The organism is Mycobacteroides saopaulense (assembly GCF_001456355.1).
GTDB classification, from domain to species: Bacteria; Actinomycetota; Actinomycetes; order Mycobacteriales; family Mycobacteriaceae; genus Mycobacterium; species Mycobacterium saopaulense.
Map to the genome: position 1 here is coordinate 1,235,536 of NZ_CP010271.1, position 25,367 is coordinate 1,260,902.

Annotated in this window: 20 protein-coding genes and 1 pseudogene; 8 read left to right on the top strand and 13 right to left on the bottom strand. The window is 64.9% G+C overall.

The features are described 5' to 3' along the window. Positions 1–57 precede the first annotated feature (57 nt). Positions 58–813, bottom strand: coding sequence for a hypothetical protein (locus tag MYCSP_RS06240; protein ID WP_083013806.1), 756 nt, complete (start codon positions 811–813; stop codon positions 58–60). 287 nt (positions 814–1,100) lie between these two features. Here MYCSP_RS06240 and MYCSP_RS06245 point away from each other — a divergent pair, with 287 nt between their 5' ends. Together MYCSP_RS06245 and MYCSP_RS06250 are read left to right on the top strand one after the other, a co-directional pair. Next, positions 1,101–2,384, top strand: a complete 1,284-nt coding sequence (locus MYCSP_RS06245; RefSeq protein ID WP_083013805.1) for a Bcr/CflA family efflux MFS transporter — start codon at positions 1,101–1,103, stop codon at positions 2,382–2,384. A 22-nt stretch (positions 2,385–2,406) separates the two neighbouring features. Further along, positions 2,407–3,873 carry a DHA2 family efflux MFS transporter permease subunit gene (locus MYCSP_RS06250; protein WP_088413409.1) on the top strand — a complete coding sequence of 489 codons (1,467 nt, stop codon included), beginning with the start codon at positions 2,407–2,409 and terminating at the stop codon, positions 3,871–3,873. Here the strand turns inward: MYCSP_RS06250 and MYCSP_RS06255 are convergent. Genes MYCSP_RS06255 through MYCSP_RS06270 form a run of 4 tightly spaced genes read right to left on the bottom strand, consistent with a single transcriptional unit; the run spans position 3,823 to position 9,538 of the window. After that, positions 3,823–4,176: a YybH family protein gene (locus MYCSP_RS06255; protein ID WP_083013804.1), complete on the bottom strand. Its 354-nt coding sequence runs from the start codon at positions 4,174–4,176 to the stop codon at positions 3,823–3,825. The two genes, MYCSP_RS06250 and MYCSP_RS06255, sit on opposite strands and share 51 nt — an antisense overlap. Then, entirely contained in the window at positions 4,173–5,501 is a 1,329-nt protein-coding gene (locus MYCSP_RS06260; RefSeq protein WP_088413410.1) for an FAD-binding oxidoreductase, read from the bottom strand. The genes MYCSP_RS06255 and MYCSP_RS06260 overlap by 4 nt, the downstream gene beginning before the upstream one ends. Before the next feature lie 5 nt (positions 5,502–5,506). After that, positions 5,507–8,947, bottom strand: coding sequence for a TM0106 family RecB-like putative nuclease (locus tag MYCSP_RS06265; RefSeq protein ID WP_088413411.1), 3,441 nt, complete (start codon positions 8,945–8,947; stop codon positions 5,507–5,509). A gap of 36 nt (positions 8,948–8,983) precedes the next feature. Next, the gene (locus MYCSP_RS06270; protein WP_083013801.1) at positions 8,984–9,538 is read right to left on the bottom strand and encodes an LppP/LprE family lipoprotein; all 555 of its coding nucleotides are present in this window, start codon (positions 9,536–9,538) and stop codon (positions 8,984–8,986) included. Between the two features lie 90 nt (positions 9,539–9,628). Between MYCSP_RS06270 and MYCSP_RS06275 the strand changes: the two genes are divergently transcribed. Continuing rightward, positions 9,629–11,452 (top strand): DEAD/DEAH box helicase, encoded by a 1,824-nt coding sequence (locus tag MYCSP_RS06275; protein ID WP_083013800.1) that lies wholly within the window; start codon positions 9,629–9,631, stop codon positions 11,450–11,452. Then, positions 11,449–12,645: an acyltransferase family protein gene (locus MYCSP_RS06280; protein ID WP_088413412.1), complete on the top strand. Its 1,197-nt coding sequence runs from the start codon at positions 11,449–11,451 to the stop codon at positions 12,643–12,645. Before MYCSP_RS06275 ends, MYCSP_RS06280 begins: the two co-directional genes overlap by 4 nt. Here MYCSP_RS06280 and MYCSP_RS06285 read toward each other — a convergent pair. From MYCSP_RS06285 to MYCSP_RS06310, 6 genes are read right to left on the bottom strand one after another with little or no spacing between them, the layout of a single operon-like run. After that, on the bottom strand, positions 12,548–13,159 hold the full coding sequence (locus MYCSP_RS06285) for a TetR/AcrR family transcriptional regulator (protein WP_083013798.1): 612 nt from the start codon (positions 13,157–13,159) through the stop codon (positions 12,548–12,550). The two genes, MYCSP_RS06280 and MYCSP_RS06285, sit on opposite strands and share 98 nt — an antisense overlap. A 39-nt stretch (positions 13,160–13,198) precedes the next feature. Then, the gene (locus MYCSP_RS06290) at positions 13,199–14,443 is read right to left on the bottom strand and encodes a cytochrome P450 (protein ID WP_088413413.1); all 1,245 of its coding nucleotides are present in this window, start codon (positions 14,441–14,443) and stop codon (positions 13,199–13,201) included. Between the two features lie 58 nt (positions 14,444–14,501). After that, positions 14,502–15,878: an FAD-binding oxidoreductase gene (locus tag MYCSP_RS06295; protein ID WP_088413414.1), complete on the bottom strand. Its 1,377-nt coding sequence runs from the start codon at positions 15,876–15,878 to the stop codon at positions 14,502–14,504. After that, positions 15,875–16,708 (bottom strand): mycofactocin-coupled SDR family oxidoreductase, encoded by an 834-nt coding sequence (locus MYCSP_RS06300; protein ID WP_083013795.1) that lies wholly within the window; start codon positions 16,706–16,708, stop codon positions 15,875–15,877. The genes MYCSP_RS06295 and MYCSP_RS06300 overlap by 4 nt, the downstream gene beginning before the upstream one ends. 10 nt (positions 16,709–16,718) lie before the next feature. Continuing rightward, positions 16,719–17,990 carry an MFS transporter gene (locus MYCSP_RS06305; protein ID WP_083013794.1) on the bottom strand — a complete coding sequence of 424 codons (1,272 nt, stop codon included), beginning with the start codon at positions 17,988–17,990 and terminating at the stop codon, positions 16,719–16,721. Positions 17,991–18,042: 52 nt separating this feature from the next. After that, the gene (locus MYCSP_RS06310) at positions 18,043–18,462 is read right to left on the bottom strand and encodes an HIT family protein (protein WP_070913377.1); all 420 of its coding nucleotides are present in this window, start codon (positions 18,460–18,462) and stop codon (positions 18,043–18,045) included. 64 nt (positions 18,463–18,526) lie between these two features. On the opposite strand from MYCSP_RS06310, the pseudogene MYCSP_RS06315 reads away from it, so the two are divergent. The 4 genes and pseudogenes from MYCSP_RS06315 to MYCSP_RS06330 form a co-directional block, all read left to right on the top strand. Continuing rightward, positions 18,527–19,612: pseudogene (locus tag MYCSP_RS06315) on the top strand (DUF222 domain-containing protein); the annotation flags it as partial. A 187-nt stretch (positions 19,613–19,799) separates the two neighbouring features. Further along, positions 19,800–20,834, top strand: coding sequence for a mechanosensitive ion channel family protein (locus MYCSP_RS06320; RefSeq protein ID WP_162266210.1), 1,035 nt, complete (start codon positions 19,800–19,802; stop codon positions 20,832–20,834). A 29-nt stretch (positions 20,835–20,863) separates the two neighbouring features. Continuing rightward, positions 20,864–21,070, top strand: a complete 207-nt coding sequence (locus tag MYCSP_RS06325) for a hypothetical protein (RefSeq protein WP_070911515.1) — start codon at positions 20,864–20,866, stop codon at positions 21,068–21,070. A 76-nt stretch (positions 21,071–21,146) separates the two neighbouring features. Then, entirely contained in the window at positions 21,147–21,671 is a 525-nt protein-coding gene (locus MYCSP_RS06330; RefSeq protein WP_083013898.1) for a hypothetical protein, read from the top strand. Here the strand turns inward: MYCSP_RS06330 and MYCSP_RS06335 are convergent. Both MYCSP_RS06335 and MYCSP_RS06340 read right to left on the bottom strand, forming a co-directional pair. After that, positions 21,668–23,563, bottom strand: coding sequence for an ABC transporter ATP-binding protein (locus MYCSP_RS06335; RefSeq protein WP_088413416.1), 1,896 nt, complete (start codon positions 23,561–23,563; stop codon positions 21,668–21,670). The genes MYCSP_RS06330 and MYCSP_RS06335 overlap by 4 nt on opposite strands. Further along, positions 23,560–25,284 carry an ABC transporter ATP-binding protein gene (locus MYCSP_RS06340; protein ID WP_209435438.1) on the bottom strand — a complete coding sequence of 575 codons (1,725 nt, stop codon included), beginning with the start codon at positions 25,282–25,284 and terminating at the stop codon, positions 23,560–23,562. Before MYCSP_RS06340 ends, MYCSP_RS06335 begins: the two co-directional genes overlap by 4 nt. Between the last annotated feature and the right edge of the window lie 83 nt (positions 25,285–25,367).

Below are 25,367 nucleotides of genomic sequence, written 5' to 3' on the forward strand. Positions count from 1 at the left end.
CGGCGCCACTGATGGCCCGGGGGTGGCTGCTCGGTGAACAGCCGCTGCCCGGCCTGGCTAGCTGTTGGGTGCCACCAACCGCAGCTGCACCGGCCATGCCGTGGGGGGCCGGCCAAAGGCATTGCGTGCATTGGTGATTATTCGTTTGCCGATAAATCGGTTGCCACCCGCGCCGATGACGGCCCCGATGCCGGCCGGCAACAGCTTGCCGGCGGCCATGGCGCCCCGCTTCAGCGCGAACTTCTTGGTGAACCGTTTGAGCAGGGTTGCATTCAAGTGGCTCAGGGCGGGCATCGGCAGCGTCGAGGTGGCTTCGGCGAGCCAGCCACCGCCGATGGTGCGCTCCTTGCCGAGCACGTCCGAGACCGTCGTCTCGCCGTCTTCGCCCAATAGGACCGCCAGCACGAGAGTGTGCCGGTGCTCGATCTTGGCGAGCTCGATGTCGTGAACTGCCGCGAGTGCCAGAGTGAACAGCGACGTCGCCTCCAGGAACAGCACCGCCTCGCCGGCGGTGGCAGACAGCGCGGCCAGAGTGCCCACGCCGGGGAAGGCGGCGGCGGCACCGACCGCCGCGCCGCTGCCCATCACGGTCGCCAGGTATCGTTTCTCCAACATCGTGATGATGTCGCCGGGCGTCGCGCCGGGATGGGAGGCCCGCAGCTTTTGCACGTACGCGCGAACCGCGGGCTCCTGCACTTTGGTGCTCTGATCCAGGATGAGCGAGAGCAGCTTGCCCGAGGCTCCGAGCTTGGGTTCCTTGCCCTTGCCTCCCAGCGCTAGCTGTCGCTGCGGTTCGGTGATGCGAGTGCTCATCGGTGTGTTCCTTCAGTGCGGTGGGCTGGGTTGGTCCACTGGTTGTGAGCGAAGTTTCATCCTCACAGTAATGAAGACGAATGGCCCCCGTGTTTCGTTCCTTCTGACCGGACAAACGAGGGTGTTTTGCGCAACGTTTTGAGTGCTCGACATACTTATTCGCGCGGCGACATGGCTGGTTGGCAGGTCGACACCCGCGCATGCGGCGAGCAAAGGCGAGCAGCCGCATCGGATGCCGTTGGGTGAGATGCAGCTCACATTTGTTAGGAAAGGGAAGGTTTTGCGGCGTGCGCGTGCTGAGCACTGAGATGACTGCTGCCCGGAGTGAGACGACGACGGATGAACCGACGGACGCCCCCGCGCCAGTCGGTTCGGTGTCTCCCCCTGACACCCGGCTGGGCAAGGCATGGCTGATCACCGTGTTGGGGGCCATGGTCGCCCTGGGGCCGCTCACCATCGACATGTACCTGCCGGCCCTGCCCGACATCGGGTCGGATCTGCACGTCAACTCCACGCTTACGCAGCTGACGCTCACCGGAACGCTCGTGGGGCTGGGCTTGGGCCAGCTCCTCGTCGGCCCGCTGTCGGATTCACTCGGTAGGCGACTGCCGCTGATCGCCGGCGCGGTTCTGCACGTCCTGGCGTCGCTGGCGATCACCGTTGCCCCGAACATCGTGGTGCTGGGCGTGCTGCGGGCAATCGAAGGTATAGGTGCCGCGGCGGCCATGGTGGTGGCGATGGCCGTGGTCCGTGACCTCTATGCCGATAAGGCTGCCGCCACCGTGATTTCGCGGCTCACGCTGGTAATCGGTATCGCGCCCATTCTGGCGCCGTCCCTGGGCGCGGCCGTGCTGGTGCACGGCTCGTGGCATCACGTCTTCGCGGCGCTGTCGGGATTGGGTGTTCTGCTTTTGATCCTTGCCGTCGTGGCACTGCCGGAGACGCTGCCCCCGGTCGCGCGGCGTCCGCTACGGGTGGGGGCCATTCTGCGCACCTACCGCGATCTGCTGCGCGACAAGGTGTTCGTGGTCCTGGTGCTGGTTGCCGGGCTCTCGCTGTCCGGCCTGTTCGCTTACATCTCGGGCGCTTCGTTTGTGCTGCAAGGTCAATACGGCATGAACCAGCAGGTGTTCGCGATCGCATTCGGTGCGGGTGCGATCGCCTTTGTAGCGGCCTCGCAGCTGAACGTGGTGCTGCTCAAACGATTCGAACCGCAGCAGATCGTGCAGTGGTGCCTGTTGTCCGCGCTCATCCCGGCGGTGGTGCTGCTGGTGCTGTCCTGGCTCGGAATCGGCGGTTTGGTCGGCTTCGTGGCCCCGGTGTGGACATTGATGGCGCTGATGGGATTTGTCATCCCGAACGCGCCTGCGCTGGCCTTGTCCCGTCACGGTGAGGCGGCAGGCACCTCGGCGGCGGTGCTGGGTGCCGCTCAGTTCGGGGTGGGAGCGTTGATCGCTCCACTCGTCGGAGCCCTGGGTAACAACGCGCTCGCCGTGGCCGTCGTCATGATGATCGGGGTGGTACTGGCTCTCGTGGGGCTGGCCGTCGTGAGAAATCGTGTCTCTGCCTGACCGACCGCTAGATTCCGTAGCCGTGCAGGCCGAATACCCGCGACCGTGGACGACGTTGTGGGTGGTGCTGTTCGGACTGTTCATGATCTTGCTCGATTCGACGATCGTGTCGGTCGCCAATCCGGCGATCAAGGCCGGTTTCGACGCCGACTATACGGCGACGGTGTGGGTGACGAGCGCTTATCTGCTGGGTTATGTGGTGCCGCTGCTGGTCACCGGGCGACTCGGCGATCAATTCGGCCCGAGGTCCATGTACCTGGCGGGGCTGGCGGTCTTCACCGGGGCCTCACTGTGGTGCGGGTTGGCCGGATCGATCGGCTGGCTGATCGCGGCACGGGTGGTGCAGGGGATCGGGGCTGCGATGCTGACCCCGCAGACGTTGACGGTGGTGCAGCGGGTGTTCCCGCCGGAGCGGCGCGGGACCGCCATGGGGGTGTGGGGCGCGGTCGCCGGGATCGCCACGCTGGTGGGCCCGGTCGCCGGTGGTGTGTTGGTCGACGGGTGGGGTTGGCAGTGGATCTTCTACGTCAATGTCCCGGTGGGTGTACTGGGAATGATTCTGGGCGCCATCTACATTCCACGCATGCCGACGCATCCGCATCGGCTGGATCTGCTGGGCATGGCGTTCTCGGCGGTGGGCATGTTCGCATTCGTCTTCGCGCTACAAGAGGGCGAGAGCTTTCACTGGGCGCCGGGGGTGTGGGCGATGATGGCCGCAGGCCTGGCGGTGCTGGGTGTGTTCGTGTGGTGGCAGTCTGCCAACAAAGGTGAGCCGCTGATTCCGTTGCGGTTGTTCGCGGATCGCAACTTCTCACTCGCCGGTGTCGGCATCGCGTCGATGAGCTTTTGCGTGATCTCCACCGGGCTGCCGATGATGTTCTATACCCAATTGGCGCTGGGCTTTTCGCCGACAAAGGCGGCGCTGACGCAGGCCCCGACGGCGATCGTGAGTGGAGTTCTGGCGCCTCTGTCCGGTTGGCTCGTCGACCGGGTGCGTCCGTCGGTTCTGATCGGCGGCGGCATCTCGTTGATGATCGTCTCGACGGTGTGGTGGACCGCGCTGATGAGGCCCGATACGCAGATGTGGCAGCTCATGCTGCCCGCGGTGGGCATCGGTGCGGCCATGGCGTTCATCTGGGGCCCGCTGGCCACCACCGCCACCCGGAACCTGCCGCCGGCGGTGGCCGGCGCCGGCTCGGGTGTCTACAACACGCTGCGGCAGGTTGGTGGCGTGGTGGGCAGCTCGGCGATGGGTGCGGTGATGACGGCGCGACTGGCCGCCACGATGCCGGCGGCGCCGTCCGGTTCCCTTCCCAGTGGCGTGCTGCCTGCCGCATTACGCGCGCCGTTCGCCGCGGCGATGTCCGAGTCGATGCTGCTGGGCATCGCCGCGTTGGGCATCGGTTTGGTGGCTGCACTGTTCATGCGGCCTACCGGTTCACAGGTAGGTGCCGTGCCCCTCCACCACGTGGTCTCCGTCGAAGATTAGGACCTCGTTGACGAGGCCGCCCTTGTGGTTTCGGTAGTTGATGACGATCGCCGTGGCTCCCACGTAGGTGCCGACGGGCTCGAAATGCAGATCCGGATTGCGGGTCAGCGCATCGGCCCAATAGCTGCGGATGGCGTCCTTGCCCGTGAAGACGCCCCCGGTTTCCGGGGCGATCTGGGCGCCGTAGGCGGAGGTGAAGACCGCGTCCTGATGAAAGTGCGCCAGTACGGCGTCGATATCGTGCGCGTTCCACGCGGCGAACCAGTCTCTGCTGAACTTCTCGGGGTCGACGGTGAGTGTCATGCCGGTGCGCCGAACAGCACGGCGGGATTCAGGAATCCGGTGGGGTCGAAGGCCTCTTTGACGGCACGCATGGCCGCGATGTCACCAGGTGTGCGCGCCATGCCGAGGTAGTCGCGTTTGAGAGTGCCGACGCCGTGCTCGGAGCTGACATTGCCGCCCAGCTCGGCGATGAGCGTCATCATGGGCTGATACAACGCGGTGGAGTCGGGGCAGCGCAACACGTTTAAATGCAGGTTGCCCTCGCCGACGTGGCCGAATAGTACCGGTATCGCCTCGGGCACCTTGTCCGCGATCAGTGCGGTGGCGCGCTTTTCGAATTCGTCGATGTGCGTCAGCGGCAGTGCCACATCGAATTTCAACGGCGGGCCGTAGGTGCCGAGTGCCTCGGCGATGGATTCGCGTACCTGCCATAGGCGTTCACGTGAGGTGACGTCCAGGCCGACGGCAGCCTGCTCGGCCACACCGGCGGCTTCGAGTGCCTCGGCCAGATCTTCGGTGGGGTCGTTATCTCGGGCCAGTTCGATGAGCAGCTGCCATGGGCCGTCGACCGGGCTGGGTATCCCCAAGCGGGCGTCCATCAGCTCCAGTGCGGCGATGCCGTTGAGATCGCGGAAGATCCGGCTGGCCTGTACCAGCTCGTCCAGATCGGCGAACCCGGTGATCGCGGCGACGCTCTGTTTCGGGACCGGGTGCAAGCCCAGTTCGAGCGCGGTGATGACGCCGAGGGTGCCTTCGGCGCCGACGAACAGGCTGGTGAGGTCGTAGCCCGTGTTGTCGGCGCGGACATCGCTGTGGCGCTCCATGATTGAGCCATCCGGCAGAACGACCTCGAGTCCGATGACCTGTTCGCGCATGTTGCCGTACTGCACGGTGCGTAGGCCGCCTGCGTTGGTGGATGCCATGCCGCCGAGGGTGGCTGAATCGCGTGATCCGATGTCGACCCCGAATTGCAGATTCTCTTTGGCCGCGGCCTGTTGCAGTGCGGCCAGGGTGACGCCGGAGCCGACGCGGACGCGTCGGTCGACGGTGTCGATGGGTCCGATCTCGGCGAGGCGTTCGGTGGACAGCAGCACGTCGTTGCGCTCTGGCACGGTTCCGGCGACCATCGAGGTACGTCCGCCTTGAGTGGTGACGGCTTGTCCCTGTTCCTTGCAGACCATCAAGATCGCGGCAACTTCCACGGCCGATCCGGGGCGCGCCAGTACGCTGGCCGCGCCGCTGTATCGGCCGGTGTGGTCGACGACCCGTCCGGCCAGCACGTCGGAATCTGTGCTCACATATCGTTCACCGACGATCTGGACGAGGGCTTCGACGAGCGCGGACATGGACCTCAGTGTGGCACGGCGTCATTGGTCGGGGCCGGACTTAGCGCCAAGAACGCCCCCAACTCCACCAGTCCGTCGGGCGTGGCGGGCAGATACTCGGTCAGCGCCGGGGAGCGCACGATCACCGCCTGAAACTTCGCACGACTGATCGCGACGTTCAACCGGTTCCTGTTCAGCAGAAAGGACATCCCGCGCGGTACGTCGTCGACGGCCGAGGCGGTCATCGAGACGAACACCACGGGCGCCTGCCTGCCCTGGAACTTGTCGACTGTTCCCACCAGTACCTCACCCAAACCGGCGGCGGCGAGGGCGGCCCGCACGGTCAACACCTGTGCGTTGTACGGCGCAACCACCAACACATCGGACTGCGCCAGCGGCCGCGTGCCGGATTCGTCGGTCCAATCCGAGCCGATCAGCGACGCGATCTCCGCGGCGATGGCCTCGGCTTCCTGGGGGCTGCTGGTGGCATTCCCCTCGTGATCGACCAGCAGCGTGCGCACTCCGGGCGCCTGCCCGGTCAGGGCGCGCTCGGGTGCCGCGGACTCGAGCTCTCCGTCGTAGGAAAGTCGCGAAACATGTTGGCAAAGTGCGGGGTGCATCCGGTATGAGCGTTCCAGGAAGTATCCGCGCTCGGCAGGGAGCGCGCCATGGCCCTCGACGAGCCAGCCCAGCGCGGAGGTGTCTACCGGCTCGGGATGCACGCCCTGCGACACCTGCGGCAGCTGCTGTGGATCTCCGAGCAACAGCAGGTTCTGCGCCCCCCGTGCGACTGCCAGGGTGTTGGCCAAACTGAACTGTCCGGCCTCGTCGACGACCAAGAGGCGTAGCATGCCGTCGGCCACCCGGGTCGTGTTCGCGAAATCCCATGCGGTACCGCCGATGACAGCGCCCTCACCTGCATGAGAGACAAGGAATCCTGCATAGTCGCTATCGCGAATCTGGGTCCACGCGGCATCGCCGCTGTACGGTGACGCCTTCTTGGCGACGCGCTCGCACGGTACGCCCGCCGCGACAATCTGGTCGAGAAGGTGTTCCACGACCGCATGAGACTGGGCCACCACACCGACAAGCCAGCCGTCTCGCGTCACAAGCTCGGCGATCACCCGCGCCGCGGTGGAGGTCTTGCCGGTCCCAGGGGGGCCGTGCACGGCAAGGTAGGACGAGTCCAGGCTCCGCAAGGCTGAGGTGATGGCGCCCGCATAACCGTCCTCGCCCACAGGGGGCAGCGGGCCACCACGCGGGTTGCGGCGCAACAGGATATCGAGGGAGGCGGTCCGCGGCATCTCGGGAAGTCCGTGGGCGACCTCGGCGGCGACTTCTTCGATGGCGGCCTCGAGCGCCTTGGTCATCACCGGCGCCCCGGGTGCCAGCGCCATGGGCATTTCCGAGAACACCTCGCCGTTTTTGGGAGTGAGCTCCTGAATGGTCACATCCACCGGGACACCACCGGATTCGGTGACTTCCACCACGGTGGCCGACCCGGATGCCCGGCGGTCGGGATCTCCGTCACCGAGCCCGCTGGGCGCGGGCGGTTCGTAGAGTGCGTAGACGCTGTCGTCGAGTACGCCCCCGGCGAGATCGCCCGTCACCTTCACGTGTCGTCGGAGCTTGCGCTGGCTGCCCGATTTGTGCCAGTCCTGGACCAGCTCGGCACCCTCGACGATGAAAACTCCGGCGGTATCCGCCCATTCGTCGACGGGATTGTTCAGACGGTCGAAATGGCTCCACCAGAATGGCTTTCGTTCTCTGGTGTGATACCCGCGTGCCGCCGACACCATTGCCGCCGCGGTTTGCTCTGGGGTTCGATCGGCAGGCGAGGCGTCCCCGGCGAACCCGGCGAGCGCCAGTCCCACCTCATCGGTTTGCGCCTCTTCCACATCACCGGTGGCGGCATGCGAGGACAGATGGGTGATGCCGTGCTCGAAGGCCCGGACCAACAGCCAATCCCGGAGCTTGCGCGTCGAGGCGCAGTCGTATCGGTTGTATTCGGCGATGGAGTCCAGCACCTCTTGTGCGGTGGGGTCGCCGTTGTCGCGCAGTGTGCAATAGCGCGCGTATTCGTTGATGGAGTCCACCGCGGTGGTGACCTCGCCGGAACGCTTGCCGGATTCGATGAACAGCGGTTCCAGGGCCTTGAGTCCATAGCCGCTGGAACCGGAGCGAATGCTCTTGCGTACCAATGGATAAAGATCGACAAGGACGTTGTCGCGCAATAGGTCGTCTATCTGATCCTCGCCGACGCCGTATCGGCCGGCAAGGCGTAGCAGTGCGGTCTTCTCGTAGGCTGCGTAGTGATAGACGTGCATTCCCGGATGCCGCCGACGGCGCTTGGCCACCAAATCGAGGAAGGCGATCAGCGCCTTGCGTTCGGTGCGGCGATCATGAGCCCAGATCGGCCGGAATTTCTCATGTCCTGACCGGTCGTACTCGAGCACGCCGAACAGATACTCCAGCCCCCATTGCACACCGTCCTCGGTCCACAGCGGATCGCCTTCGAAGTCGAAAAAGATGTCACCGGGATTCGGCGCGGGCAGTGTGCCCAGCGGAATCGGGTCGGCCACTTCGAACTGCGGTGTGCCGCTATCGCGTTGGCGTACCTGCAGCTCGGCCTGCGCGGCCAACTGTCTCAAGCTACGTGCCGAGAGATCCGCGACGGGCTCACGGTGCCCCGCCAGTTGCTCCACGGTGCCGACCCCAGCGTCCAACAGGGCCGCACGTTGACTGACCCGCATGCCCGCGACAAGAAGCAAGTCGTCTGTGCGTTCGACCTCGGGCTCGCAAGCCGGACAGCGGAAACAGGCACGCACATGGTCATCGGACCACTGGACGGGTACTCCACCGGCCATGTGGCGATCGAGTAAGTCCTGCAACTGGATTCGCCGTTGTCGGTACACGCCGACAAGATCGGCCACCGGGTAGTCGACGACCGACCGGTCGCCCAGTATCAACCGAACGTCCGGGGACACCGGGACACCCGTTGCCGCCAAACTGTCGGCGTAGGCCGCCAATTGCAACAACGCGGTCACCTTGGCGCTGCGGGCCAGTTTGGTGTCACACACCCGGTACGTCTGCCCCTCCCGAACCACGAAGTCCGCGAAACCGACGAATCGGCCGTCGAACATGGCGGCCTGATACACCACCGGGTGTCCTTCTTCGAAAGCCCGTGTGGTGGCGGTGGCGACAGCGTGCAGGCCATCGAGGGTAAACATCGGGGGGAACGGAATGCTGGCCACTCCGGAACCGAAACGCGCCTGTAGCTCCGCAAGATGATGTGCCTCATGCGCATCGCCCAAAGTCGCGGTGCGCGCCAGCAGTTCATCATCGCGCGGTGCCGCTGGCCCCCAGCCGAGCTTGGCGTCAAAGGCCCTCAGCAGGGCGTATTCACAGCGTGCCGCGGACGCGAGATCCGAAGCGCTGTAGACCACCCGGTCGTCGAGGACGAACACTCGATCACTGTAGGTGTTGGCACCGACGAACGGGCCCTACTGCCCGGCCTGTTGCACCTTTTCCACGCCAGTTCCGTTCCAGCGGAACGACACCACGCTCTCCAGCCCAGGAATGCCGTTGGAGAAGTTCAGTACCACGGTGTCCAGGGTGCTCGCCGACAAGTCGATGGCGTTGTAGCCATACGTGTCGGGTACGCCGTGCGAGATCACACCGCCGAGGTGGAAGAACACCGCGCGGGTGGGAGGCTGGGGTTCGTGCGTATCCGCCGCGACGATGATGGCCGAGAGCGGTGCGCACTTGTTGTAATTGCCCGCCACCGGCACCGAGTTCCACTTGGCCTCGCTGTTGGGCCCGGGGGGCAGCAGGGCGATGGCCGACACGACGGCCGGGTCCTTCAAGTTCACCGCGCAGTCGTCCGTGGTCGACGGAGGCGGTTTGGGCTTGGTGGTCGATCCCGGTAGCACGGGAGACGGTGACGGGGACGCGATGGTGTTGGTGGGGGTCTTGGACACCGTGCTGTCGCCGCCGGTGCACGCGCAGGCGAGCATCAGCACAGTCGCCGAGGCCGACAGTGTTCTCGCCAGAACCATCCTTCGCACGGCCCAGCACACTACCGATATTTATGCGCTGCGCCATGGAGGCGGGAGTCCTGCCTATATGCGCCTACACTTCATACCGTCATGACCTCTACAGATGCTTCGCCGAACAACACAGCGCCGGACACGGACGAGTCGCCCGTGCAAACAGCCGACACCACGGTCACCTTCGCCGACCTGCAGATCGCCCCGGCGGTGCTGCGTGCGGTGTCCGATGTCGGGTACGAGACGCCCTCGGCGATCCAGGCTGCCACCATCCCACCGCTGCTGGCGGGCTCGGATGTGGTGGGTCTCGCTCAGACCGGAACCGGAAAGACCGCGGCGTTCGCCATCCCGGTGCTGTCGAAAATCGATCTGACCTCTAAGAACACCCAGGCGTTGGTGCTGGCTCCGACGCGCGAGCTGGCCCTGCAGGTAGCCGAGGCGTTCGGTCGGTACGGGGCACACATGCCCAAACTGAACGTGCTGCCGATCTACGGCGGCCAGTCCTACGTGGTGCAGCTGGCCGGCCTCAAGCGCGGCGCGCAGGTGGTGGTCGGCACGCCGGGGCGCGTCATCGACCACCTGGAGCGCGGGACCCTCGACCTGTCACACCTGGATTACCTGGTTCTGGACGAGGCCGACGAGATGCTCACCATGGGGTTCGCCGAGGATGTCGAGCGCATCCTGGCCGACACCCCCGAGTACAAGCAGGTCGCGCTGTTCTCGGCCACCATGCCCACCACCATCCGGCGGCTCACCAAGAAGTATCTGCACGATCCCGTCGAGATCGCCGTGGAGGCCAAAACCAAGACGGCCGAGAATATTTCGCAGCGATTCATCCAGGTCGCCGGTCCACGCAAGATGGACGCGCTGACCCGGATCCTGGAGGTCGAGCCCTTCGAGGCGATGATCGTGTTCGTCAGGACCAAGCAGGCCACCGAGGAGGTGGCCGAAAAACTCAAGGCGCGAGGGTTCGCGGCGGCCGCCATCAACGGCGACATCAATCAGTCGGTGCGTGAGCGCACGGTCAACGCCCTCAAGTCCGGCACCATCGACATCCTGGTGGCCACGGACGTGGCGGCACGCGGTCTGGATGTGGAACGCATCTCCCATGTGCTCAATTACGACATCCCGCACGACACCGAGTCCTACGTGCACCGCATCGGCCGGACGGGTCGCGCGGGACGGTCGGGTACCGCGGTGTTGTTCGTTTCTCCGCGTGAACGGCATCTGCTCAAGGCCATCGAGAAGGCCACCGGAGCCAAGCTCGCCGAGGAGCCGCTGCCGTCGGTCGAGGACGTCAACGCCCAGCGTGTGACGAAGTTCCGTGATGCGATCACCGCGGCGCTGTCGGCGCCCGAGATCGACGTGTTCCGCGGGATCGTCGCGGACTACGAACGCGAGAATGACGTGCCCATGGCCGATATCGCGGCCGCGCTGGCGGTGCAGTCGCGTGACGGCGAACAGTTCTTGTTGCAGCCCGATCCGCCGCGTGAACCGCGTCAGGAGCGCGGTGAGCGTCCTGAGCGGGGGCCCCGCGAGGCGCGACCCCGGACCCCTGGGTTGGCGACGTATCGCATCGCCGTCGGCAAGCGGCACAAGGTGGGACCGGGTGCCATCGTGGGAGCGATCGCCAACGAGGGCGGCTTGCACCGCAGTGATTTCGGGCACATCACCATCCGCCCCGATCACTCGCTTGTCGAGTTGCCCGCCAAGCTGTCGCCCAAGACGCTCAAGGCGCTGGAGAGCACGCGAATTTCGGGTGTACTCATCGAGCTGCGCCCCGCGGGCAGGCCCGATGGTGCGCGCCCCGAGCGCAAGTACCCGGACCGCAAGCGTCCCCATAAGGCAAACACCGAGTACAAACATACGGACCACAAACGTTCGGAGGCGAAGCGTCCCAAGCGGTCCCCGAAGAAGCCATGACGGCTGTCTCCCCAGCTGAAAGTGCCCCTGTCGTACACGCTTCCGGGCGGGTGGCTGCGCTCACCGGAGTGAGGGCGGTCGCCGCGACCCTGGTGGTGGCCACCCATGCGGCCTACAGCACGGGGAACTACGTGGTGGACGGGGTTTCTCCCTGGAAGGCCTATCTCCACTTGTTGCAGTCCCGCCTGGAGATCGGCGTGCCGATCTTCTTCGTGCTGTCCGGGTTTCTGCTGTTCCTGCCGTGGGTGCGGGCGGCCGCCGACGGCACCGCCTCACCCTCGGTGAAACGTTATGCCTGGCATAGGTTTCGGCGCATCATGCCTGCCTACTGGATTCTGGTCGCCATCGCGTACATCTGGTATCACATCCGTGACCAGTACCCGAACCCCGGACACACCTGGTTGGGGCTGCTACGTAACCTCACGCTCACCCAGATCTACACCTCCAATTACGGATATCGCTACATCCACCAGGGCATGACCCAGATCTGGAGCCTTGCCGTGGAAGCGGCGTTCTACGTGGCGCTGCCGGTGCTGGCGTGGCTGCTCGTCCAGAAACTGTGTGGTGGGCAGTGGCATCCGGTGCGGCTGCTGGTCGGCCTGGGTGGCCTGGCGTTGGTGACCCCGGTGTGGATGACGTTGGTGTACACCATCAGCGCTTTTCCGGACGGCGCGAAGCTGTGGCTTCCCGCCTACCTGTCGTGGTTCGTGGGCGGCATGATTCTGTCGGTGTTGGCCGTCATGGGTGTGCGCTGCTACGCGTTGGTGACGGTGCCGCTGGCGACCATCTGCTACTTGATCGTGTCGACGCGGATTGCGGGAGACCCCACGACCTCACCGTGGGCGCTGCCGCAGGCACTGACAAAGTCGATTTTCTATGTGGTGATCGCGACGCTGCTGGTAGCTCCCGCCGGACTGGGTGACACCGGTTGGTATGTCCGGTTTCTGTCTTCGCGGCCCATGGTGTGGTTGGGCGAGATCTCCTACGAGCTGTTCCTCATCCACATGATCCTGATGGAGATCGTGATGGTCGATCTGCTGCACTACCACGTCTACACGGGGTCGGTGGTGATCGTGTTCCTAGTGACGATGGTGGTCAGTGTGCCGGCCTCGTGGCTGATCCACCGGACTGTGCAGGTGCTGCTGGCGTGGGGCTCACGTCTGCGGAAATCATGGGCGCCACGAACTCGGTGATCAGCGTCCGCTCATCCTCGGGATTGTCCTCGGGGTAAGACAGGAGCGAGATGATCACCCGGACATACCATTTGGCCCGCAGCTGAGTGAGCGCGGTGACGTCGTCCGCGGCCACGAACGCCGACACCATGGCGTTGAGGACCTCTGAATGCAGCGCGAGTGAGCCACCGACGTACTCCCCGGGCCGGAACCACGCCGACAACGCGGGATTGTCGCGGACCAGTCTGAGGCTGGTGAGCACGGCGCTCACCAGACGCTCCGCAGGATCGTCGATGCCGGCGACCGCCGCGGTGACCTGTCCGGTGATGGTTCTGGCCTCGCGGTGCACATAGGCGATATGCAGCGCCTCGCGATTCTCGAAGTACCGGTACAGGGTTGCCCGGGAACAGCCGGCGGCCTTGGCGATTTCATTCATGCCGACGGCGGCGACACCGTCACGCACGAACAGCTCGGCGGCCGCGTCGAGGATCTTCTCCGCGGCTACCGATGTCCGAGCGTCGGCCAACCAACTCATGCTGGTTCACGCTCTTCGCGCTGGCGCCTCATCGCAAGATCATCCCACGCTGATGGGCACCGTCAGGGGCCTTCGCACATACGAGCCGTCCGCCCAGGTGACCCCGTCGAGGTCGACCTCGAAATTCGGTATGCGGGTGAGCAGTTCCTCAAGTGCGACCCGCGATTGCATGCGTGCCGCTGCGGCTCCCAGGCAGTGGTGATTGCCATGGCTGAAGGTGAGAATGTTGCGCGGTTGCCGAAGGACATCCAATTCGCCTGCGTCATCTCCGTATTCGCGCTCGTCCCGGTTCGCGCTGCCGTACATCAATAGTGCACGGCGGCCGGCGGGGATGGTGGTGTCGCCGATGGTCACGTCTCGGGTCGCGGTGCGCGCCAATCCCTGCACGGGAGAGGTGAGGCGCAAGAATTCCTCCACGGCGCCGGTGAGCAGTGATGGATCGTCAAGGAGCCGCTGTCGCTGATCGGGGTTGGAGTGGAGCAGTTGAACTGCACCGCCCAGCAACCCGGTACTGGTGTCATTGCCGCCCGCGACCATGGTGAATGCGAAGCCGAGAATCTGGAGTGTCCCGCTGATGTCGCCGTCGGCGCCGACTCCGGCGGCGACCAGATGGGAAATGGTGTCGTCCTCCGGTTCCACGCGCCGGCGCTCGATGAGCTGGGTGAAATACATCATCAGTTCGCCGATGGTTTGGGCGATATCGGCGCTCACGCTCGTAAGGTCGATGGCGCCACCGGATGCGGAGGCGACGATGCTGTCGGTCCACGTGTCGAACTGGGCCCGATCCTGCTCTGGCACACCCAGATAATGCGCGACCACCATCGACGGCAAGGGCTTGAACAGTTCGATCACGATGTCGCCTTCGCCGCGTTCCTTGAGGCGTTCAAGACGCTCTACGACGAACTCACGCACCTTCGGTTCGACGGCGGTGACTTGCCGTGGTGTGAAGCCTCTGGACACCAGCTTGCGGAAGTCGATATGGCTCGGCGGATCCTGCATCACGAAGGGCGGGTTATCGGCCATGCCGGTTTTTTCCAAGTCACCGTAGGTGACGGTGAGGCCCTTCGCCGAGGAGAACGTCTCCCAGTCGCGGGCGGCGGCGTACACATCGGCGTGCCGGGTCAGCACGTAGTAGTCGTCGTGAGGTGCCCCCTCCGGCACCACATGGTGCACCGGGTCGTGGTCCCGAAGTGCCGTGTACATCGGCCATGGATTGATCCAGTTGTCCGAGGCGCCGGGGATGTAGCGGGGCACAACAGGAGTGTGAGACACATCAACTGACATGTCTTATGTGTAAGGCATGTCAGTTGATGTGTCAATATCTGGTGCTAAGCCGACGGAATCAGATCAGCGTGCCCGGGTTCAGGATGCCGTCGGGGTCGAGAGCCAGCTTGATCCGCCGATTCACCTCGAGCACCTCAGGTCCGACCTGATCACCCAGCCATGGCTTCTTGAGACGCCCCACCCCATGCTCGCCGGTGATGGTGCCGCCGAGAGAGATCGCCAGATCCATGATTTCGCCGAACGCCGTGTGGGCGCGCTGCGATTCATCGGGGTTGTTGGGGTCATGCACGATGAGCGGATGGGTATTGCCGTCGCCCGCGTGCGCGATTACCGAGATCAGCAAGCGGTGCCGTACGGCAATGGCTTCGACTCCTTCCACCAGCTGGGCCAGCTGCGGCAGTGCAACGCCCACGTCTTCGAGCAGCAGTGGGCCCTTTGCCTCCACTGCGGGGATCGCGAACCTTCGTGCCGCGACGAACGCCTCACCCTCCTCCTGGTTATCGGTGGAAAAGACTTCGGCGGCATGGTGATCGGTGAAGATGCGAGAGATGAGCTCGGCGTCCTCCGCGGAGGTTGAGCCGCGTTCGTCCGACCGGGCCACCAGCATGGCGGCGGCCTTGCGGTCCAACCCCATCCGAAGCTTGTCCTCCACGGCGTTGATCGCCACCGAGTCCATGAACTCCAGCATCGAGGGCCGGATCTGCGCGGTGATCGCGAGGACGGCATTGGTCGCATCGTGCACCGATGAGAAGCTCGCCACCACGGTGCACGGAGGCGGCTGCGCGGGGAGCAGCCGCAGGGTGACTTCGGTGATCACGCCCAGGGTGCCCTCGCTGCCGATGAAGAGCTTGGTAAGACTCAGTCCGGCAACATCTTTGAGACGCGGTCCACCCAGCCTGAGGATGGTGCCGTCGGCCAGGACTACGTGCATTCCCAGCACGTAGTCGGTGGTCACGCCGTATTTGACACAGCACAACCCGCCGGCATTGGTGGCGATGTTGCCGCCGATGCTGCAGATCTCGAAGGACGACGGGTCTGGTGGGTACCAGAGGCCGTGTTCGGACGCGGCTGCCTTCACCTCCGCGTTGAGGACGCCGGGCTGAGTGATCGCGACGCGCGTGGCGGTGTCGATAGTGATGGCGCGCATCCGTTCGGTCGACAGCACGATGGCGCCGTCCTGGGCGGTGGATCCACCGGACAGGCCGGTGCCCGCGCCACGGGGCACCACGGGAATGCGATGTGCACTGGCCCATGTGAGGGCGGTGGACACCTCTTCGGTGCTGTTGGGCCGCACCACCGCCAGTGGTGTTCCGGCGTCCGGATCGAAGGCCCGGTCTTGTCGATACGAGGCGGTGATGTCGGGGTCGGTGATGACCGCGCCGTCGCCGAGGGCGGCGACCAATTCAGAAAGCACCGCGAGGGCGTCCTGGCTCATATCATTCGTGCCGTCGCACCGGCGTCGATCGGCAGTACGGTCCCGGTGATGTGCGAGCTGGCCTCGTGGACCAGGAACAACACCGCGCGGGTGACTTCTTCGGGCTTGAGGAAGGGGGCGTACTGCAGGTGCAGGGAGGCGAAGACGGATTCGACGTCCTTGAGTGTCGGCTTCTCCAGGTCGGGGCGCATGGTGCCGAAAACGAAATCGTTTTGGGTCATGGGCGTTTCGATGTTGCCCGGAGCAACGGCGTTCACGGTGATGCCGTAGCCGACGAGGTCGTGGGCGGCACATTTGGTCAATCCGATGACGCCCCACTTCGACGAGACATAAGAGGCTTGAGCGAAGTTCGCGCTGTGTCCGAGCATCGACGACACGGTGACGATGCGGCCGTAGTTCCGCTTGATCATGCCCGGTGCCACTGCCGAAATGGTGTTGAAGGTCCCGGTGAGGTTGGTGCCGATGACCTCGTCCCACTGCGCGGACTCGACCTCGGGCAGCATTGCGATGGTGCTGATGCCGGCGTTGGTGATGGCGATGTCGATTCCGCCGAGCAAGTCCTCGGTTTCGGCGACAAACGATTCCAGTGCGGCCCTGTCCTTCACGTCCACCTTGGCCGAGATGCATCGGCGGCCGGTCTTTTCGACCAGGGCGACTGTCTCGGCGAGGTCATCCTCGGTCGCCAGCGGATATCCCACGACGTCGCTGTTCTCGCAGCGATCGCAGATCGCGACGTCGGCGCCCGCCTCGGCCAGCGCCAGGGCGTGTGAACGGCCCATGCCGCGCGCGCCGCCGGTGATCAGTGCAGTTTTTCCCTCGAAGTCAGCCACGGAGCCGACCCTACCGATTTGGATCCTCGTGAGGCTGAGGATCGTCCCGGTCCAACTCACGCAGCACGGGCATCCGGGTGCTCGCGATCGCGATCAGGAGCATGGGCACACCGATGATCGTCAACGTCACGGCGACGCCGAACTTATCGGCGATGGGACCGGCAAGCATAAAGCCAAGGGGTCCGGCGCAGTATGCGGTGGATGTCATGACGCCGACTACCCGGCCGCGCAGGTGCTCGGGGGAGCGGGTCTGCATGACGTAGTTGGCGATGGGTGCCACCGGTCCGTAGATGAAGCCCAGGCATGCGGCCAGCACCAGCAGCACCCCGATGGGCGGCAGCAGCGACATACCGAGTGTGGTGATGCCGGCTGTGAAGCTGGCGCACAGCATGATGGTGCGGCGCTTGACGTAACGAACCATGGTGGCGTAGCCGAGGGCGCCGAGTAGCCCACCGACGGAGATCGCCATGAGCATCCAGCCCAGCTGTTGCGGGGCTCCGGTGTCGCTGAAATGCTTAGGCAGCAACACACTTTCGATCGGCAAGTACAGCGCAGTGATGGCCATGTCGACCAGTGCCAGGGTCCGCAGGATCTTGACGTTCCAGACGAATTTCAGCCCCTCGAGCACGCCGCTGACGACACCGGTGGGCCTGGTTTCGGCCGCGGGCTTCCCGGCGCCGTCGACCGTGAGGAAAGTGATGGCCCCGATCGAGATGAGGAACGTCGTCGCGGTGGCCCACATGGTGTTGACGCCGCCGACGGTGGCGATCAAGAGTCCGCCCAGACCGGGTCCCACGATGTATGCGACGTTGAAGGTGGCCTCGTAGACGCTGTTCATCCGGTCGAGTGACCAGCCCGCAGCCTTCGCGGCGGCCGGGAGCATCGATTCTCGGGCGGTGATGCCGGCCGGGTCGAAGACGGCGCCGAGTGCAGCGAGGGCAGCGAGCAGGGGGACGCTGAGTCCGGTGGTCATCGCGAGAATCGGTATGGCAGAGACCGATAGCAGCGAGAGGACATCGGAGATGATCGACATCTTGCGGCGGCCGAAGAAGTCGACCGCGGTTCCCGAGATCAATGTCGAGAACACCAGCGGGAGCGTGCCGGCGGCGGCGACCACCGCGGCATCCGCCGCGGAGCCGGTCCGCTGCAGTACGAGCCAGGGCAGTGCGACGATCGACACGCCGTTGCCGATGGCGGCGACGACGGATGCGAAGAGCAGCAGGAGAACCGGCCGGCGATTCACCTGATCGATTGTCGGCGAATCCGCCGTCGGAGTGGACATGTCGCCCGAAAACGTAGCAGCGGGTTACGTGAGCGGGCGACTGATTTTTCGGCTAGGTGGCCTGCACCGCTTCTCGGATGATGCAGGCGGTCGCCTCCAGGTTGGGGTCGCGACGGACGACGAATCCCTTTGCGAAGGCAAGCTTGTCCCCGCCGCGGCGGGGGACCACATGGAGGTGCGCGTGCATGACGGTTTGGAATGCGACACGGCCATCGTTGAGCGCCAAGTTAGTGCCGTCGCTGTGCAGTTCCGAATCGCGCATGGCGTTGGCGATGCGCTGGCCCACCGTCATGATGGCCGCGGCGTCATCGGGCTTCAGGTCCGTGAGATCCTGCGCGTGGGCCTTCGGAATGACCAGTGTGTGTCCGCGGGTGATGGGGCGGATGTCGAGGAAGGCGAGCGTTGTCTCGTCCTCGTAGACGCGGAAGGACGGTGACTCGCCGGCGACGATGGCGCAGAAGACACAGGGCATGTGGACACCGTAATCGCAGATAAGGTCTTGCCTACTTGTCGGTGGGGGTCGTTAGTATTCGAACATGGGTTCGATCGAGGTGTTGGAGGCGGCGGTTGATGCCTTCTGCGCGGGGTCTTTTGACGAACTCACCGCCGCCGAGGCGTTGGCGGTTTTGGCGCGTTTGGAGGTGGGGCAGCGGCGGTTAGCTTCGCGGGGGCTGGGTTTGATCCCCGCCGTGACCGGGCAAGCATCGCCGGTGCAGTTAGGTGGCACCTCGTATGCGGACGTGGTCTCCCGGCGGCTGCATATCAGCAAGGGTGCGGCGCGACGGCGGATCACCGATGCCGAACTGTTGGCGCCGCGCCGGGCGTTGACCGGCGAGGTGTTGGCGCCGGTATTGCCGAACGTGGCTGGCGCCCTTGAACGCGGTGATGCCGGCGAGGAACACGTGCGGATCATCCGGCAGTTCTTCGACCGGCTCCCGGCAGTGGTCGATACCCCCACTCGCGAGGCGGCCGAGGCACAACTTGCCGTCATGGCCACCCAGTTTCGGCCTGAGCAACTACGCACCGGCGCCGAACGCTTGATGGCGCTATTGAACCCCGACGGGCAGTTTTCTGATGCCGATCGGGCCCGGCGCCGCGGAATAGTGATCGGGCAGCAAGGCTTTGACGGCATGTCGGCGATCTCGGGACTACTCGACCCACAGACGCGTGCCTATCTGGATGCCGTGTTCTCGAAACTGGCCGCACCCGGCATGTGCAACCCGACCGATCACACCCCACTCGTGGACGGCGAACCGGCAGACGATGCCGCTGAGCGCGATACCCGCACCGTGGCGCAGCGCCACCATGACGCCCTACGCGCCGCCCTGCGCGCCACCCTGGCCTGCGCAGAGCTGGGCTCACACCACGGACTACCGGTCACCGTCATCGTCACCACCACATTGACCGAATTGGAGGACACCGCAGGCATCGCCACCACCGACCAGCGAATCGTGCTGCACGCCAAAGACCGCGGCTGCACTCACCCCGGCTACCCAGTACCCGGATATCTGTGCGAAGTCCACCACATCGACGAATGGACCCACGACGGCCCCACCGACATCGACAACCTCACCTTCGCCTGCGGACCACACCACCGCCTCCTCAACCAAGGCTGGGTTACTTGAAAACATAAGGACGGCACCAGCGAATGGATACCCCCACCACAACAAGAGATGGGCGAGGTGCCCGCGGAGATCTGCCGACAATCGGACGCGTACCTTTCGCCGCATTGAGTTCCGCACGGGGCAAATAGTTTTCGGGCGGCACGGGGGTAGCGCGGTGTCTTTGCCGCTCGCGAGACTGCCGCCAATGGGTACCCTCGGGGTGGTGTCTGACTTAGCAATCCAACTGTCCGAGTCCGGCCGGGATTGGCTGATCCATAAGCCGGTCGACATCGCGATCTACCTGATCCTGGGGCTCGCGGTGAGATTCCTGTTTCACCGGGCTATCGATCGCCTGGTCCAAGGCGCGAAGCGGACCGACCAGGCGGAGAGTCGCCGCCGGTCCTTCTTCCTGCGCCGTACACCGGATCCGGTGGAGACCGAGGACGGCCTTGGCGAGAGAGAGCGACGATCCTCGGCCGTGCGCACGCTGCGGGGGCGCGCTCAGGACCCGGCCCGTGACGCGCGCAGGCGTAAGCGTAGGGCTCAGCGGGCGCAGACCCTCGGCTCCGTCCTCAAGTCCCCTGTCTCTTTTCTCGTGCTTGTCTGGGTGGCCCTGCAGTCGCTCGCAATCCTGGGAGTGAACGTAGCGCCCTTCATCGCCTCCGCAGGAATAGTCGGGGTGGCGCTCGGTTTCGGTGCGCAGAACCTGGTGCGGGACTTCATCACGGGCATCTTCATGTTGTTTGAAGACCAATATGGCGTGGGCGACGTAGTCGACGTCGGAGATGCGGTCGGCACCGTCGAGAGCGTCGGTCTGCGGATCACCACAGTGCGTGACCTGCAAGGCACGCTCTGGTATGTGCGCAACGGGGGGATAGCCAGGGTCGGCAACTTCAGCCAGGATTATGCGGTCGCGTTTCTACAGATCCCGGTGGCCTATAGCGCCGATGTTGATCTGGCCTGCCGGGTGGCGCTGGAGGCCGCGCAAGAGACGGTGGCTGACGACGCACTGCGCAACGAGATCATCGGAGCACCCGAGATGCTAGGAGTGGACGGCATCACCGCGGATGCCATCAGCCTGCGGTTGACGGTGGCGGTTCGTGCCAACGCGCAGTGGGCCGTCGAGCGCGAGTTGCGGCGCCGCATCATCATCGCGTTCGACGAGAACGGCATCCGCCCGCTCTACCTGGATGGACTGTCGTGTCCGGCCGACGAGCTTCTCGAGAAGTCGAGCCGGTGATCGCCGCTGATGCGCAGTACGCTGGTGAGATGGCTGGTAAGGAAATCGACAAGCAGCGAGCAAATGCCGCACTGGCGGTGATCCGTCAGCATCCCGGGATGGCGCTGTTCCTGGCCGCGCCGGTACTGGCTGCCCTCGGAGCCGTATGGTGGCTCGCCGGTTTGGGATGGGCGCTGGTTCTCGCGGTGGTCATCGTGCTTGCCGGCGGTGCCGCAATCGTCATGCGTCGGAGCTGACGCCTCTTTTCGATGCTCCCTGGTTGTTCGCTGTAGGCGAACACCCTTCGCTTTTTAACCATGTAATTTTGTAATCATGAAGCGAGATCAACAATCCGACGCCTCCGACGCCGCGGATTGGTTCGCCGGGCGCCTGCCCGACGGCTGGTTCAGTGGCGATCCTGAAGTCGTCGTCGACCGTGAAGAGATCACCGTCATCGGCCGGCTGTCCGCCGACGACGCAGACAAGGACAGCGAGGCGCGTGCGGCAGGCCGAGCCTCTCGCTTCCGGGAAGAGACGCGCTCCCACCGGATGCACATCGCCGACGAGGCGCAGGCCCGGTACGGGCGCAAGGTTTCCTGGGGAGTGGACGTCGGCACTGCCGAATCCTCCGAGCGAATCTTGTTCACGCACATCGCTGTTCCGGTGATGACCCGGCTGCGTCAGCCGGAGCGCCAGGTGCTGGACACCTTGGTCGAGGCCGGCGTGGCCCGATCACGCTCGGACGCACTGGCGTGGGCAGTCCGGCTGGTCGGCGAACACACGGAGGACTGGCTGGAGCAGCTACGCGCCGCGATGGCCGAAGTTCGCGATCTACGGACGCAGGGGCCTCGGCTCTAGGTCTGCGTCATCGCGAAGTAGGCGCCGCGACGGGCCAGCAGCTCGGCATGAGTGCCGCTCTCGACGACGCTGCCGCCGTCCATCACCACGATGCGGTCCGCATCGCGAATGGTGGAAAGCCGGTGGGCGATAATGAAACTCGTCCGGTCCCGGCGCAGCTCGGCCATGGCTCGCTGAATTCGTAGCTCGGTGCGGGTGTCCACCGAACTTGTCGCCTCGTCGAGTATCAGCAGCTGCGGGCGTGCCAGGAAAGCGCGTGCGATGGTGATCAACTGCTTTTCGCCGGCGCTGATGTTCCCGCCGTCGTCGGCGATCCTGGTGTCGTATCCGTCGGGAAGCGTGCGCACGAATCGGTCGACATACGCCGCGCGTGCTGCCTCCCGAACCTGCTCTTCGGATGCCCCGGGCCTTCCGTAGGCGATGTTCTCGGCGATGGTGCCGCCGAACAGCCACGTGTCCTGGAGCACCATTCCTATCCGGGATCGCAGATCGCGCCGGCTCATCGTCGAGATATCAACGCCGTCAAGCAGTATTCGTCCGGAGTCGACGTCGTAGAAGCGCATCAACAGATTTACCAGGGTGGTCTTTCCCGCACCGGTCGGACCGACGATCGCCACCGTGTGTCCCGGCTCGACGCTGAGTGACAGGCCCTCGATCACCGGCGCCTCGGGGGAGTACCCGAAGTGGATGTCCTCGAAGTCGACGCGCGCGGACCCATCGGGCACAGTCGCCGGCGATACCGGATCCGGCGTTTCCTCATCGGCATCCAGCAGCTCGAAAACCCTTTCGGCGCTGGCGAGCCCGGATTGCAGGGTGTTGTACATCGCGGCCACCTGCGTCAGCGGCTGGTTGAACTGCCGCACGTATTGGGTGAATGCCTGGATGCCGCCCAACGTCAGGTCGCCCGAGGCAACTTTGAGGCCGCCCACCACTGCCACCGCCACGTAGCTCAGATTTCCGATGAATGCCGTCGCCGGTGAGACCAGGCCCGAGAAGAACTGGGCGCCAAATGCGCTGCCGTAGACCTTGGCATTTCGGTCCGCGAAGATCGCTTCTGCCTCCGCCCGATGCCCGTACGTCTTGACGATGGTGAAACCGCTGTAGGTCTCTTCGATGTGCGCGTTCAGCTTCCCCGTGTTGGCCCACTGCGCCACGAACAGTCTTTGTGACCGACGGGCGATCGCGCGCGTCACCCACAGTGACAGGGGCACTGTCGTGAGTGTGATCACCGCCAGCAGGGGCGAGATGCTGAGCATCATCGCGAGTACGGCCGCCAGGGTCAGCATCGAGCTCAGTAGTTGGTTGATGCTCATCTGCAGGGACGTCTGGATATTGTCCACGTCGTTGGTTACGCGGCTGAGAATCTCCCCGCGCTGACGGGAGTCGAAGTATGACAACGGAAGTCGATGCAGTTTGTCTTCCACGTCCGTGCGCAGGGTCACCACGGTGCGCTGCACCGTCACGTTGAGAAGTCGCGCCTGCACCCATGCCAGCAGCCCGGCGGCCAGGTACAGGCCCAGCGCCAAAGCCAATGTCATGCCGATTGCCCGGAAGTCGACACCAACCCCGGGAGTGACGTTCATGCCCGAAAGCATCTGGGCGAACTGCCCGTCCCCGCGAGCGTGAGCGGCATCGACGGCCTGCTGCTTGCTCAGCCCGGCAGGAAGCTCCCGGCCGATCACTCCGTTGAACAACAGGTCGGTGGCGTGGCCGAGAATCCGTGGCCCGATCACCCCGATCGCAATGCCGGTCATCGACAGGATGATGACCATTGCGGTCAGGAAACGTTGTGGGGCAAGACGCCTGACCACGCGCACCGCCGTGCCACGGAAATCCCGGGAGCGCTCCGCAGGCCCTTGCTGCACTCCCCGAAAGCCAATCGCCCGCGTCATGCCGAGAACACCGCCTGTGAATCGCAGATCTCCCGGTACATCCCGCAGCATTCCGCGAGTTCGGCATGGGTGCCCGCCGCGGCCACGCGGCCGTCCTCCAGCACCACGATCTGGTCGGCATCGATCACCGTCGAGATCCGTTGGGCCACGACAATCACCGTGGCGTCCGCGGCCACCTCGCGCAGGGCCTCCCGTAGCCGGGCATCGGTGTGCACGTCGAGCGCCGAGAAGGCGTCATCGAACAGGTAGATGCTCGGGCGCCGAATCGCCGCGCGCGCAATGGCAAGACGCTGACGCTGGCCACCCGAAAAGTTGATACCACCCTGAGACACCGGCATCAGTAATCCTGCGGCATGCGCCTGGACGAAATCCGCCGCCTGCGCCACCCGTAGCGCCTCCCACATCTCGTCCTCGGTGGCGTCGGACTTGCCGTAGCGCAGGTTGCTTTCCACAGTGCCGGAGAACAGGTACCCCCGCTGCGGAACCAACCCCATGACCGTCCACAGGTCCTCGGGGTCGTATCGCCGTACGTCGTTGCCGCCCACCCGTACCGAGCCGGCTGTCACGTCGTGCAAGCGGGGGATCAAGTTCAACAGCGTGCTCTTGCCGCATCCGGTGGCTCCGACCACGGCGGTGACGGTCCCGGGCCGGGCGGTGAACGAGATCCCCTCCAACACAGCACGTTCAGCACCGGGGTAGCGGAATCCGGCGTCGGCGAACTCCACGGTTGGCCCCGTCGGCTCGACGCGGACGGGATCGGGTGGTGCGGTGATGGATCCCTGGGTCTCGAACACCTCGGTGATGCGTTCTGCACAGGCCGAGGCGCGCGGCACCATGACGGCCAACATCGTGAGCATCATCATCGACATGAGGATCTGTAGAAAGTAGGACAGAAAGGCGATCAGTGATCCCACCTGCATCTGTCCCTGGTCGATGCGCAGCCCGCCGAACCAGATCAGCGCGACACTGGAGGTGTTGATGACCAGCGAGGTGGTGGGCAGCATGAGGGCCTGCCAGCGGCCTGCGGCCAGCGCTGCCTCCGATACTTCGGTAACGGCCACTCCGAAGCGGATGCGTTCCACGGCTTCCCGGGTGAAAGCGCGAATGACCCGGATACCCGACAGCTGTTCGCGCATCACCCGGTTGATGCCGTCGATGAGTCGTTGCATGCGGCGGAAGATCGGCAACATCGATCGGACGATGTACCAATTCACCGCTGCGAGCGCAGGCATGCTGACCATCAGCAGCCAGGACAACCCCGCGTTCTGGTGGACCGCCATGGCGATTCCGCCGATGCACATGATGGGCGCCGTCACCAGCATGGTGCAGGTCACTTGAACCAGCAGTTGTAGCTGTTGCACGTCGTTGGTGGTGCGCGTCAACAATGTCGGTGCCCCGAATCGGGCCGACTCTTCGGCGGAGAACCCGGTGATGTGATGAAACAGTGCCGACCGCATGTCGCGACCGAAGCCCATTCCGGTTCTGGAACCGAAGTACACCGCACCGATCGAGCAGACGATCTGCAGCAGCGTCACGGCGAGCATCACCGTGCCCAGCCGCATGATGGTGTCGGTATCGCCTTGTGCCACTCCGTCGTCGATGATCGCCGCGTTCACCGTCGGCAGGTAAAGCGAAGCCAGCGTGCTGATGATCTGCAGCGTGACCACCGTCGCGACGAGGTCGCGGTACGGGCGGACGTACCGCCGTAGGAGGGCCGGCAACTGACCCTGAGGCATGGGCACCACTGTCGCACACGCAGTCCGCAACAAAGCCGCAGCTCAGTGGTTGACTCCCGTTTGTGCCG